Raw genomic sequence first — 9,977 nt, 5'->3', positions numbered from 1 at the left:
GCCGAGCCGAGCGCGCGCGGCCGCGGACGCGACGAGCGCGATCGCCGCGCGCTCGTCGCCGTCGGGATCGGCCGCGTCGCCCGCATCGACGACGCGCAGCGCCGCGAGGTCACTCCCCGGCGCGTGCGCCGAGAAGCGCGCGAGCGCGGCGCGGACCGCCGCCGGGGTGCCGTGCGCGCTCGTCGGGCTGAGCGACGTCGCGTGGGTGCCGAGCCCGACGAGCACCGCGTCGGCGCGATCGCCCTCGCGGAGCTCGGGCCACGCGCCCGCGCGCGGCCAGAGCGGGTCGTGGGGGAGCGTCGGCGTCGTCGTCATGGCCGCGACGCTAGCAAGCCGATGCCCGCCGCGAGGGTCGAGAAACCGCGGAACGGCGCGGGATGCGACGCGACACGCCCGGGTTGCACGGACGTTCGCATCCGTGCGAGAATCGTGAGGTTGCAAACGCGGCGCTCGCCGCTCACTGCCCTGCAGTGCACAGGACGACCACGATCCTGGGCCGCGGGCAGCCCAACGAAAGAACTTCGCCGAAGCAGAGCATGGCACGTCCGTGCTCTGCGGCGGTGCGCGCCCCTCGCGGGCATTGACAGAAGAACAGCGGTGCACTGACAGGTGCGTTGCGAGCAGCCGTGAGAACGCTGCGTCGACAGGAAGAGAGTCAGCCATGGCGGGACAGAAGATCCGCATCCGACTGAAGTCGTACGACCACGAGGTCATCGACTCGTCGGCGCGGAAGATCGTCGACACCGTGACCCGTGCGGGCGCGACGGTGGTGGGCCCGGTGCCGCTGCCGACCGAGAAGAACGTGGTCGTCGTGATCCGTTCGCCCCACAAGTACAAGGACAGCCGCGAGCACTTCGAGAAGCGCACGCACAAGCGTCTCATCGACATCATCGACCCGACGCCGAAGGCCGTCGACTCGCTCATGCGCCTCGACCTGCCCGCTGACGTCAACATCGAGATCAAGCTCTAAGGAACGCCATGTCGAAGATCATGACGACGCGGGGCCTGCTCGGCACGAAGCTCGGGATGACCCAGGTCTGGGACGAGCAGAACAAGCTCGTCCCCGTCACGGTGCTCGAGATCACGCCGAACGTGGTCACGCAGATCCGCACGCCCGAGAAGGACGGCTACGCCGCGATCCAGATCGCCGCCGGCCAGATCGACCCGCGCAAGGTCAACCAGCCCGCGGCCGGTCACTTCACCGCTGCCGGCGTCACGCCGCGCCGCCACCTCGCCGAGGTGCGCACCGACAACGCCGCCGAGTACGAGCTCGGCCAGGAGCTCTCGGTCGACCTCTTCGCCCCCGGGCAGAAGATCGACGTCGTCGGCACGTCGAAGGGCAAGGGCTTCGCCGGTGTGATGAAGCGCCACAACTTCGCCGGCGTCTCCGCATCGCACGGTGCGCACCGCAACCACCGCAAGCCGGGCTCCATCGGCGCCTCGGCCACGCCCAGCCGCGTCTTCCGCGGCACGCGCATGGCCGGTCGCATGGGCGGCGCCCGCGTGTCGGTGCTGAACCTCACGGTCCACTCGATCGATGTCGAGCAGGGCCTCATGCTCGTCAAGGGCGCCGTCCCCGGCGCTCGCGGCCGACTCGTGTTCGTCCGCAACGCTGTGAAGGGAGCCTGAGCATGACCGCACAGGTCGCCATCGTCAACGCCGAGGGCAAGCAGGCGGGCTCGGTCGAGCTGCCCGCGAGCATCTTCGACGTGCAGACGAACGTTCCGCTGATCCACCAGGTCGTCGTGGCGCAGCTCGCCGCGGCGCGCCAGGGCACGCACGCGACCAAGGGTCGCGGCGAGGTCTCCGGCTCCGGCACCAAGCCGTTCAAGCAGAAGGGCACGGGCCGCGCCCGCCAGGGCTCGGTGCGCATGCCGCAGCACCGCGGCGGTGGCATCGTCCACGGGCCGGTGCCGCGCGACTACGCGCAGCGCACCCCCAAGAAGATGATCGCCGCGGCGCTCCTCGGCGCGCTCTCCGACCGCGCTCGCGGCGGCCGCCTGCACGTCGTCGAGTCCTTCGCCGCCGGCGAGGCCCCGCGCACCCGCGCGGCGGTCGAGATGCTCGGCGCGCTCGGCACCGTCAAGAACGTGCTCGTCGTGCTCGACCGCACCGAGGAGAACGCGTTCCTGTCGGTCCGCAACCTGCCCGAGGTGCACGTGCTCGCGTGGGACCAGCTGAACGCCTACGACGTGCTCGTGAGCGACGACATCGTCTTCTCGAAGTCCGCCTTCGAGGCGTTCGTCGCGGCGAAGACCAAGGGCGGGGCCGCCTCGGCGCCCGCCACGGCCGACGAGGCCGCTGACGCAGAGAAGGACGAGAACCGATGAGCGGGTACAACAAGGACCCTCGCGACGTCATCATCCGACCCGTCGTGTCCGAGAAGAGCTACGCGCTCATCGACATGGGCAGCTACACCTTCGAGGTCGACCCCCGCGCGTCGAAGACCGAGATCAAGCTGGCGATCGAGAAGATCTTCGGCGTCAAGGTCGCGCGCGTGAACACCCTGAACCGCGTCGGCAAGACGCGCCGCACCCGCTTCGGCATCGGCAAGCGCAAGGACACCAAGCGCGCCATCGTGAAGCTGAAGTCCGGCTCGATCGACATCTTCACGGCTGTCGGCTGAGGACGGAAGGAACAACACCATGGCCATTCGCAAGTACAAGCCGACGACCCCCGGTCGTCGCGGCTCGTCCGTCGCCGACTTCGCTGAGATCACCCGGTCGACGCCCGAGAAGTCGCTGCTGCGCCCGCTGCCCAAGACCGGCGGCCGCAACAACACCGGTCGCATCACCACCCGCCACATCGGCGGCGGGCACAAGCGCCAGTACCGCGTCATCGACTTCAAGCGCAACGACAAGGACGGCGTGAACGCCCGCGTCGCGCACATCGAGTACGACCCGAACCGCACGGCGCGCATCGCGCTGCTGCACTTCGAGGACGGCACGAAGCGCTACATCCTGGCCCCGAACAAGCTCTCGCAGGGCGACGTCGTGGAGTCGGGCGCCGGCGCCGACATCAAGCCGGGCAACAACCTGCCGCTGCGCAACATCCCCACGGGCACCGTCGTCCACGCGATCGAGCTCCGCCCCGGCGGCGGCGCGAAGCTCGCGCGCTCGGCAGGCGCCTCGGTGCGCCTCGTCGCCAAGGACGGCCCCTACGCGCAGCTCCGCCTGCCGTCGGGCGAGATCCGCAACGTCGACGCGCGCTGCCGCGCCACGATCGGCGAGGTCGGCAACGCCGAGCAGTCGAACATCAACTGGGGCAAGGCCGGCCGCAAGCGGTGGCTCGGCGTCCGCCCGACCGTCCGCGGTGTCGCGATGAACCCGGTCGACCACCCGCACGGCGGTGGCGAGGGCAAGACGAGCGGTGGTCGCCACCCCGTCAGCCCCTGGGGCCAGGCAGAGGGCCGCACGCGCCGCCCGAACAAGCCGAGCGACCAGCTCATCGTCCGTCGCCGGCCGACCGGCAAGAAGAAGCGCTAGTAGGAGAGTCCGATGCCCCGCAGCCTCAAGAAGGGTCCGTTCGTCGACGACCACCTCCTCACCAAGGTGGTTCGCCAGAACGAGGCCGGCAGCAAGAACGTCATCAAGACGTGGTCGCGCCGTTCGATGATCGTGCCGGCCATGCTCGGCCACACGATCGCCGTCCACGACGGTCGCAAGCACATCCCGGTCTTCGTCACCGAGACGATGGTCGGCCACAAGCTGGGCGAGTTCGCGCCCACCCGCACCTTCCGCGGTCACGTGAAGGACGACAAGAAGGGCCGTCGCCGCTGACGCGGCGACGGAAGAAGGAGAAGGCAATGGTTGAGTCGATCGCTCGCGTTCGTCACATCCGCGTGACCCCTCAGAAGGCCCGCCGCGTCGTCGACATGATCCGCGGCAAGCAGGCCGAAGAGGCCCTCGCGATCCTGAAGTTCGCCCCGCAGGGCGCCTCGGAGCCGGTGTTCAAGCTCGTCGCCTCGGCGATGGCGAACGCCCGCGTCAAGGCCGACCAGGCGAACGAGTACCTCGACGAGCAGGACCTCTACGTGGCCCGCGCGTTCGTCGACGAGGGCACCACGCTCAAGCGGTTCCAGCCGCGTGCACAGGGTCGCGCGTTCCGCATCAACAAGCGGACGAGCCACATCACCGTCGTGCTCGCGACGCCGACCACGGAGGACGAGAAGTAATGGGACAGAAGGTCAACCCGTACGGCTTCCGCCTCGGCATCACCACCGACCACGTGTCGCGGTGGTTCGCCGAGTCGACGAAGCCGGGGCAGCGCTACGCCGACTACGTGGCTGAGGACGTCCGCATCCGCAAGATGCTGCAGACGAGCCTCGACCGCGCCGGCGTCGCCCGCATCGAGATCGAGCGCACCCGCGACCGGGTCCGCGTCGACATCCACACCGCCCGTCCGGGCATCGTGATCGGCCGCCGCGGCGCCGAGGCCGAGCGCATCCGCGCCGACCTCGAGAAGCTCACCGGCAAGCAGATCCAGCTGAACATCCTCGAGGTCAAGAACCCCGAGGCCTCCGCGCAGCTCGTGGCGCAGGGCATCGCCGAGCAGCTCAGCGCTCGCGTGGCGTTCCGCCGCGCGATGCGCAAGGGCCTGCAGTCCGCGCAGCGCGCGGGCGCCAAGGGCGTGAAGATCAAGGTCTCGGGCCGCCTCGGCGGCGCCGAGATGAGCCGCAGCGAGTCGTACCGCGAGGGCCGCGTGCCCCTGCACACCCTCCGGTCGAACATCGACTACGGCTTCTACGAGGCCAAGACGACCTTCGGCCGCATCGGCGTGAAGGTCTGGATCTACAACGGTGAGCTGACCAACCGCGAGCTCGCTCGCGAGCAGGCGAACCAGAAGCCGCAGCGCGAGCGTCGGGGCCCCCGTCGCGACGCGCCGGCCGCAGCAGGAGTCGAGGCGTAACCATGCTCATCCCCCGTCGAGTCAAGCACCGCAAGCAGCACCACCCGAAGCGCACCGGTCAGGCGACCGGTGGCACGAAGGTCAGCTTCGGCGAGTACGGCATCCAGGCGCTCACGCCTGCGTACGTCACCAACCGGCAGATCGAGTCGGCCCGAATCGCCATGACGCGCCACATCAAGCGCGGCGGCAAGGTGTGGATCAACATCTACCCCGACCGCCCGCTCACGAAGAAGCCCGCCGAGACCCGCATGGGCTCCGGCAAGGGCTCGCCCGAGTGGTGGGTCGCCAACGTCAAGCCGGGTCGCGTCCTCTTCGAGGTCGCCGGTGTCGACGAGCAGCTCGCGCGCGAGGCGCTGACGCGAGCCATCCACAAGCTGCCGCTCAAGGCACGCATCATCAAGCGCGAGGAGGCTGACGCATAATGGCGATCGGTTCCAAGGAGCTCATGCCCGCCGAGCTCGCCACCATGGACGACGAGCGACTCGTCGTCGAGCTGAAGCGGGCCAAGGAGGAGCTGTTCAACCTGCGCTTCCAGTCGGCCACCGGCCAGCTGGACTCGCACGGCCGGCTGCGCGCCGTCAAGCGCGACATCGCCCGGCTCTACACCGTGATCCGCGAGCGCGAGCTCGGCATCAGCGCCTCCCCGGCGCCGGTCGAGAAGGCCGCGGACAAGAAGAAGTCGAAGAAGGCCGACGAGGCCGAGAAGGCTGAGGACAACTGATGGCCACCGAGCAGAAGGACGAGACCGTCCAGCGCGGCTACCGCAAGTCGCGCATCGGCTACGTCGTCTCCGACAAGATGGAGAAGACGGTCGTCGTCGAGGTCGAGGACCGCGTGAAGCACCCGCTGTACGGCAAGGTCATCCGCAAGTCCTCGAAGGTGAAGGCGCACGACGAGCAGAACGCAGCCGGCATCGGCGACCGCGTGCTGATCGCTGAGACCCGCCCGATGAGCGCCACCAAGCGGTGGCGCATCGTCGAGATCCTCGAGAAGGCCAAGTAGGCCTCGGCCTCGAAGGAGATCCAGACATGATCCAGCAGGAATCCCGCATCAAGGTCGCCGACAACACCGGCGCCAAGGAGCTCCTGACCATCCGCGTGCTCGGCGGCTCCGGCCGTCGCTACGCCGGCCTCGGTGACACCATCGTGGCCACGGTCAAGGACGCCATCCCCGGCGGCAACGTCAAGAAGGGCGACGTGGTCAAGGCCGTCGTCGTCCGCACCGTGAAGTCGACGCGCCGCGCCGACGGCTCGTACATCAAGTTCGACGAGAACGCAGCGGTCATCCTGAAGAACGACGGCGACCCCCGCGGCACCCGCATCTTCGGTCCCGTCGGTCGCGAGCTCCGCGACAAGCGCTTCATGAAGATCGTCTCGCTCGCACCGGAGGTGATCTGACCCATGGCCAGCATCAAGAAGGGCGACCTCGTCGTCGTCATCGCCGGCGCGCGCGAGTCGCGCGGCGGTGACCGGGGCAAGACCGGTCGCGTGATCGAGGTCCTGCCCGAGCAGGACCGCGTCATCGTCGAGGGCGTCAACCTCGTCACCAAGCACATCAAGGTCGGGCAGACCAGCCGCGGCACCCGCACGGGCGGCATCGAGACCCACGAGGCCCCGATCCACGTGTCGAACGTCGCGCTCGTCGACCCCGAGACCAAGAAGCCCACGCGCGTGCGCCGCGAGGTCAAGAGCGTCGAGAAGAACGGCGTCACGACCACGACCAAGGTCCGCGTCGCGACGAAGTCGGGCAAGGAGATCAAGAGCAATGACTGACACCGCTGTGCGCCTTCCGCGGCTCAAGCAGCAGTACCGCGAGACGATCGTGCCCGCGCTCCGCGAGGAGTTCGGCTACGGCAACGTCATGCAGGTGCCGGGCCTGACCAAGATCGTCGTCAACACGGGCGTCGGCGAGGCCGCGCGCGACTCGAAGGTGATCGAGGGCGCGATCCGCGACCTCACGCAGATCACCGGCCAGAAGCCGATGGTCACGAGCGCCCGCAAGTCGATCGCGCAGTTCAAGCTGCGCGAGGGCATGCCGATCGGCGCGCACGTGACGCTCCGCGGCGACCGCATGTGGGAGTTCCTCGACCGTCTGCTGACGCTCGCCCTCCCGCGCATCCGCGACTTCCGCGGCCTGAGCCCGAAGCAGTTCGACGGCAACGGCAACTACACCTTCGGCCTCCAGGAGCAGTCCGTGTTCCACGAGATCGACCAGGACAAGATCGACCGCGTCCGCGGCTTCGACATCACCGTCGTCACGACGGCGAAGAACGACGACGAGGGTCGCGCGCTGCTCAAGGCGCTCGGCTTCCCCTTCAAGTCCTGACCCCATCGGCGCCGCCGGCGCCGAGCAGCTTCAAGGTCGCTGTCCGCGGAACGGGCAGCGAAACCAGAACGGAGAACCACCCATGACGATGACCGATCCGGTCGCCGACATGCTGACGCGTCTGCGCAACGCCAACACGGCGATGCACGACGAGGTCACGCTGCCGTCGTCGACCCTCAAGGCCAGCATCGCCGAGATCCTCGAGCGCGAGGGCTACATCTCGAGCTGGAAGGTCGAGGACGCACGCGTCGGCAAGACGCTCACCCTCGGCCTCAAGTTCGGCCCGAACCGCGAGCGCGCGATCTCGGGCATCAAGCGGGTCTCGAAGCCGGGTCTGCGCGTCTACGCGCGCTCGACCGAGATCCCCCAGGTGCACGGCGGCCTCGGCGTCGCCATCCTGTCCACGAGCTCGGGCCTCCTCACGGACCGTGAGGCCGAGCAGAAGGGCGTCGGCGGGGAAGTCCTCGCCTACGTGTGGTGAGCTGACATGTCACGAATCGGACGTCTCCCCATCGACATCCCCGCGGGTGTCGAGGTCACGGTGAACGACGGCGTCGTCACCGTCAAGGGCCCCAAGGGCGAGCTGCAGCTGACGATCGCCGAGCCGATCCAGGTCGAGGTCGCCGACGGCCAGGTGCAGGTCACCCGGCCCGACGACGAGCGCGAGTCGCGCTCGCTGCACGGCCTCACCCGCACGCTGATCGCCAACGACATCGTCGGCGTCACCGAGGGCTACTCCAAGGCCCTCGAGGTCGTCGGCACCGGCTACCGCGTGCAGGCCAAGGGCACCGGGGTCGAGTTCGCGCTCGGCTACTCGCACCCGATCAGCGTCGAGCCGCCCGCCGGCATCACGCTCACGGTCGAGGGCAACAACAAGGTCACCGTCAGCGGCATCTCGAAGCAGGCCGTCGGCGAGGTGGCCGCGAACCTCCGCAAGCTGCGCAAGCCCGAGCCGTACAAGGGCAAGGGCGTGCGGTACGCGGGCGAGCAGATCCGCCGCAAGGCTGGAAAGGCTGGTAAGTGATGGGCATCGGTACCCGAGGCAAGAGCAAGTCGGCTGCCCGCGGTCGTCGTCACGCACGCCTGCGCAAGAAGATCGTCGGCACCGCATCGGTGCCGCGCCTGGTCGTCACCCGCTCGGCACGCCACGTGTTCGTGCAGGTCGTCGACGACTCGAAGGGCATCACCGTCGCGTCGGCGTCGACCATGGAGGCCGACCTCCGCGGCTTCGACGGCGACAAGACCGCGAAGGCCAAGCGGGTCGGCGAGCTCGTCGCCGAGCGCGCGAAGGCTGCCGGCATCGAGTCGGTCGTGTTCGACCGCGGCGGCAACCGCTACGCCGGCCGCGTCGCGGCGATCGCCGACGGCGCACGAGAGGCAGGGCTGGGACTGTGAGCGAAGAGAACAAGGACACGCAGGTGACGGACACCACGCAGCAGCCTGCTGCTGAGGCCGCCTCGACGGCCGACCACCGCGACGAGCCGCGCGAGCAGCGCCGGGGCAGCCGCGACCGCGGCACCCGCAACGAGCGCGGCCGCCGCGACGACCGCACGGAGAACCAGTTCCTCGAGCGCGTCGTCACGATCAACCGCGTCTCGAAGGTCGTCAAGGGCGGCCGTCGCTTCAGCTTCACGGCGCTCGTCGTCGTGGGCGACGGCGACGGCATGGTCGGCGTCGGCTACGGCAAGGCGCGCGAGGTCCCGACGGCCATCTCGAAGGGCGTCGAGGAGGCGAAGAAGAACTTCTTCCGCGTCCCCCGCATCGGCCGCTCGATCCCGCACCCCGTGCAGGGCGAGGCCGCCGCAGGCGTCGTGCTGCTGCGCCCCGCCGCAGCCGGTACCGGTGTCATCGCGGGCGGTCCCGTGCGCGCCGTGCTCGAGTGCGCCGGCATCCACGACGTGCTGAGCAAGTCGCTCGGCTCGTCGAACTCCATCAACATCGTGCACGCCACCGTGGCCGCCCTGCGGATGCTCGAGGAGCCCCGCGCCGTCGCCGCCCGTCGTGGGCTCGACGTCGACCGCGTGGTGCCCGAGCGGCTCCAGCGCATCGAGGCGGAGTTCGCGAAGCACGAGGCCGAGATCGCGAAGGCGGCATCGAAGTGAGCAAGCTGAAGATCACGCAGGTCAAGTCGGTGATCAGCGAGAAGCAGTACCAGCGCGAGACGCTCCGCTCGCTGGGCCTCAAGCGCATCGGCCAGTCGGTCGAGCGCGAGGACAACGAGCAGAACCGCGGTTACGTCAACACGGTTCGGCACCTCGTCAAGGTCGAGGAGATCCAGAATGACTGAGAAGAACGAGTCGGCCGAGCTGCCGTCGCTCAAGGTGCACCACCTCCGGCCCGCGCCGGGCGCGAAGACCGCCCGCACGCGCGTCGGCCGCGGTGAGGCGTCGAAGGGCAAGACGGCCGGTCGAGGCACGAAGGGCACCAAGGCCCGCTACCAGGTGCGCGCCGGCTTCGAGGGCGGCCAGCTGAACAGCGTCATGCGCGCTCCGAAGCTGCGCGGGTTCAAGAACCCGTTCCGCACCGAGTACCAGGTCGTGAACGTCGGGCAGCTGCAGTCGCTGTACCCGAACGGCGGCGACGTCACCGTCGCCGACCTCGTGGCCAAGGGCGCCGTCCGCAAGAACGAGCTCGTCAAGGTGCTCGCCGGCGGCGAGCTCTCGGTCGCGCTCACGATCGACGTCGACAAGGTGTCGGCGGCCGCGGAGCAGAAGATCGTGGCCGCTGGCGGCTCGGTCAAGTAA

At 69.3% G+C, this 9,977-nt stretch carries 20 protein-coding genes and 1 pseudogene; 20 read left to right on the top strand and 1 reads right to left on the bottom strand.

Annotation, left to right across the window (positions count from 1 at the left end; all coding sequences use genetic code 11):
* Positions 1–315, bottom strand: a pseudogene (locus NWP09_RS03260) (arginase family protein); the annotation flags it as partial.
* Between the two features lie 346 nt (positions 316–661).
* Here NWP09_RS03260 and rpsJ point away from each other — a divergent pair.
* From rpsJ to rplO, 20 genes are all read left to right on the top strand, one after another.
* Positions 662–970 (top strand): 30S ribosomal protein S10, encoded by a 309-nt coding sequence (gene rpsJ, locus NWP09_RS03255; RefSeq protein WP_021010896.1) that lies wholly within the window; start codon positions 662–664, stop codon positions 968–970.
* Between the two features lie 8 nt (positions 971–978).
* Positions 979–1,629 carry a 50S ribosomal protein L3 gene (gene rplC, locus NWP09_RS03250; protein WP_258274105.1) on the top strand — a complete coding sequence of 217 codons (651 nt, stop codon included), beginning with the start codon at positions 979–981 and terminating at the stop codon, positions 1,627–1,629.
* A gap of 2 nt (positions 1,630–1,631) precedes the next feature.
* Complete coding sequence (rplD, locus tag NWP09_RS03245) at positions 1,632–2,330, top strand: 50S ribosomal protein L4 (protein ID WP_258274104.1); 699 nt, start codon at positions 1,632–1,634, stop codon at positions 2,328–2,330.
* Complete coding sequence (gene rplW / locus NWP09_RS03240) at positions 2,327–2,626, top strand: 50S ribosomal protein L23 (protein ID WP_258274103.1); 300 nt, start codon at positions 2,327–2,329, stop codon at positions 2,624–2,626. Before rplD ends, rplW begins: the two co-directional genes overlap by 4 nt.
* Positions 2,627–2,645: 19 nt before the next feature.
* Positions 2,646–3,485 (top strand): 50S ribosomal protein L2, encoded by an 840-nt coding sequence (gene rplB / locus NWP09_RS03235; RefSeq protein ID WP_258274102.1) that lies wholly within the window; start codon positions 2,646–2,648, stop codon positions 3,483–3,485.
* A 12-nt stretch (positions 3,486–3,497) separates the two neighbouring features.
* Positions 3,498–3,779 (top strand): 30S ribosomal protein S19, encoded by a 282-nt coding sequence (gene rpsS, locus NWP09_RS03230; RefSeq protein WP_021010891.1) that lies wholly within the window; start codon positions 3,498–3,500, stop codon positions 3,777–3,779.
* Between the two features lie 26 nt (positions 3,780–3,805).
* Positions 3,806–4,174, top strand: coding sequence for a 50S ribosomal protein L22 (gene rplV, locus NWP09_RS03225; RefSeq protein ID WP_021010890.1), 369 nt, complete (start codon positions 3,806–3,808; stop codon positions 4,172–4,174).
* On the top strand, positions 4,174–4,908 hold the full coding sequence (gene rpsC, locus NWP09_RS03220) for a 30S ribosomal protein S3 (protein WP_258274101.1): 735 nt from the start codon (positions 4,174–4,176) through the stop codon (positions 4,906–4,908). Before rplV ends, rpsC begins: the two co-directional genes overlap by 1 nt.
* Before the next feature lie 2 nt (positions 4,909–4,910).
* Positions 4,911–5,330, top strand: coding sequence for a 50S ribosomal protein L16 (gene rplP, locus NWP09_RS03215; RefSeq protein WP_258274100.1), 420 nt, complete (start codon positions 4,911–4,913; stop codon positions 5,328–5,330).
* Positions 5,330–5,629: a 50S ribosomal protein L29 gene (rpmC, locus tag NWP09_RS03210; protein WP_258274099.1), complete on the top strand. Its 300-nt coding sequence runs from the start codon at positions 5,330–5,332 to the stop codon at positions 5,627–5,629. The genes rplP and rpmC overlap by 1 nt, the downstream gene beginning before the upstream one ends.
* The gene (rpsQ, locus tag NWP09_RS03205; protein ID WP_258274098.1) at positions 5,629–5,910 is read left to right on the top strand and encodes a 30S ribosomal protein S17; all 282 of its coding nucleotides are present in this window, start codon (positions 5,629–5,631) and stop codon (positions 5,908–5,910) included. Before rpmC ends, rpsQ begins: the two co-directional genes overlap by 1 nt.
* Positions 5,911–5,936: 26 nt before the next feature.
* Entirely contained in the window at positions 5,937–6,305 is a 369-nt protein-coding gene (gene rplN / locus NWP09_RS03200) for a 50S ribosomal protein L14 (protein WP_021010886.1), read from the top strand.
* Between the two features lie 3 nt (positions 6,306–6,308).
* Positions 6,309–6,680 carry a 50S ribosomal protein L24 gene (gene rplX / locus NWP09_RS03195; RefSeq protein WP_258274097.1) on the top strand — a complete coding sequence of 124 codons (372 nt, stop codon included), beginning with the start codon at positions 6,309–6,311 and terminating at the stop codon, positions 6,678–6,680.
* Positions 6,673–7,233, top strand: a complete 561-nt coding sequence (gene rplE, locus NWP09_RS03190) for a 50S ribosomal protein L5 (protein WP_258274096.1) — start codon at positions 6,673–6,675, stop codon at positions 7,231–7,233. Before rplX ends, rplE begins: the two co-directional genes overlap by 8 nt.
* Before the next feature lie 82 nt (positions 7,234–7,315).
* On the top strand, positions 7,316–7,714 hold the full coding sequence (gene rpsH, locus NWP09_RS03185; RefSeq protein ID WP_258274095.1) for a 30S ribosomal protein S8: 399 nt from the start codon (positions 7,316–7,318) through the stop codon (positions 7,712–7,714).
* Between the two features lie 6 nt (positions 7,715–7,720).
* Positions 7,721–8,257 (top strand): 50S ribosomal protein L6, encoded by a 537-nt coding sequence (rplF, locus tag NWP09_RS03180; RefSeq protein WP_258274094.1) that lies wholly within the window; start codon positions 7,721–7,723, stop codon positions 8,255–8,257.
* Positions 8,257–8,628, top strand: coding sequence for a 50S ribosomal protein L18 (rplR, locus tag NWP09_RS03175; RefSeq protein ID WP_258274093.1), 372 nt, complete (start codon positions 8,257–8,259; stop codon positions 8,626–8,628). Before rplF ends, rplR begins: the two co-directional genes overlap by 1 nt.
* 23 nt (positions 8,629–8,651) lie before the next feature.
* A complete protein-coding gene (rpsE, locus tag NWP09_RS03170) occupies positions 8,652–9,335 on the top strand; it encodes a 30S ribosomal protein S5 (protein ID WP_258274092.1) in 684 nt (227 codons plus the stop codon).
* Entirely contained in the window at positions 9,332–9,520 is a 189-nt protein-coding gene (gene rpmD, locus NWP09_RS03165) for a 50S ribosomal protein L30 (RefSeq protein WP_258274091.1), read from the top strand. The genes rpsE and rpmD overlap by 4 nt, the downstream gene beginning before the upstream one ends.
* Complete coding sequence (rplO, locus tag NWP09_RS03160; protein ID WP_258274090.1) at positions 9,513–9,977, top strand: 50S ribosomal protein L15; 465 nt, start codon at positions 9,513–9,515, stop codon at positions 9,975–9,977. Before rpmD ends, rplO begins: the two co-directional genes overlap by 8 nt.

Origin of the sequence: Agrococcus sp. HG114 (assembly GCF_024723325.1) — a bacterium.
Classification (GTDB): Bacteria; Actinomycetota; Actinomycetes; order Actinomycetales; family Microbacteriaceae; genus Agrococcus.
Note: the sequence above shows the minus strand (reverse complement) of the source record. Positions and strands in the feature narration are given on the sequence as shown.

What these genes read in the sequence shown, in the direction of transcription:
- rpsC (WP_258274101.1), top strand. Translation starts at nt 4,174, where the DNA reads ATGGGACAGAAGGTCAACCCGTACGGCTTCCGCCTCGGCATCACCACC.
- rplV (WP_021010890.1), top strand. Translation starts at nt 3,806, where the DNA reads ATGGTTGAGTCGATCGCTCGCGTTCGTCACATCCGCGTGACCCCTCAG.
- rpmC (WP_258274099.1), top strand. Translation starts at nt 5,330, where the DNA reads ATGGCGATCGGTTCCAAGGAGCTCATGCCCGCCGAGCTCGCCACCATG.
- rpsH (WP_258274095.1), top strand. Translation starts at nt 7,316, where the DNA reads ATGACGATGACCGATCCGGTCGCCGACATGCTGACGCGTCTGCGCAAC.
- rplX (WP_258274097.1), top strand. Translation starts at nt 6,309, where the DNA reads ATGGCCAGCATCAAGAAGGGCGACCTCGTCGTCGTCATCGCCGGCGCG.
- rpsQ (WP_258274098.1), top strand. Translation starts at nt 5,629, where the DNA reads ATGGCCACCGAGCAGAAGGACGAGACCGTCCAGCGCGGCTACCGCAAG.
- rplP (WP_258274100.1), top strand. Translation starts at nt 4,911, where the DNA reads ATGCTCATCCCCCGTCGAGTCAAGCACCGCAAGCAGCACCACCCGAAG.
- rplE (WP_258274096.1), top strand. Translation starts at nt 6,673, where the DNA reads ATGACTGACACCGCTGTGCGCCTTCCGCGGCTCAAGCAGCAGTACCGC.
- rplC (WP_258274105.1), top strand. Translation starts at nt 979, where the DNA reads ATGTCGAAGATCATGACGACGCGGGGCCTGCTCGGCACGAAGCTCGGG.
- rpsS (WP_021010891.1), top strand. Translation starts at nt 3,498, where the DNA reads ATGCCCCGCAGCCTCAAGAAGGGTCCGTTCGTCGACGACCACCTCCTC.
- rplF (WP_258274094.1), top strand. Translation starts at nt 7,721, where the DNA reads ATGTCACGAATCGGACGTCTCCCCATCGACATCCCCGCGGGTGTCGAG.
- rplN (WP_021010886.1), top strand. Translation starts at nt 5,937, where the DNA reads ATGATCCAGCAGGAATCCCGCATCAAGGTCGCCGACAACACCGGCGCC.
- rplR (WP_258274093.1), top strand. Translation starts at nt 8,257, where the DNA reads ATGGGCATCGGTACCCGAGGCAAGAGCAAGTCGGCTGCCCGCGGTCGT.
- rpsJ (WP_021010896.1), top strand. Translation starts at nt 662, where the DNA reads ATGGCGGGACAGAAGATCCGCATCCGACTGAAGTCGTACGACCACGAG.
- rplB (WP_258274102.1), top strand. Translation starts at nt 2,646, where the DNA reads ATGGCCATTCGCAAGTACAAGCCGACGACCCCCGGTCGTCGCGGCTCG.
- rplO (WP_258274090.1), top strand. Translation starts at nt 9,513, where the DNA reads ATGACTGAGAAGAACGAGTCGGCCGAGCTGCCGTCGCTCAAGGTGCAC.
- rplD (WP_258274104.1), top strand. Translation starts at nt 1,632, where the DNA reads ATGACCGCACAGGTCGCCATCGTCAACGCCGAGGGCAAGCAGGCGGGC.
- rplW (WP_258274103.1), top strand. Translation starts at nt 2,327, where the DNA reads ATGAGCGGGTACAACAAGGACCCTCGCGACGTCATCATCCGACCCGTC.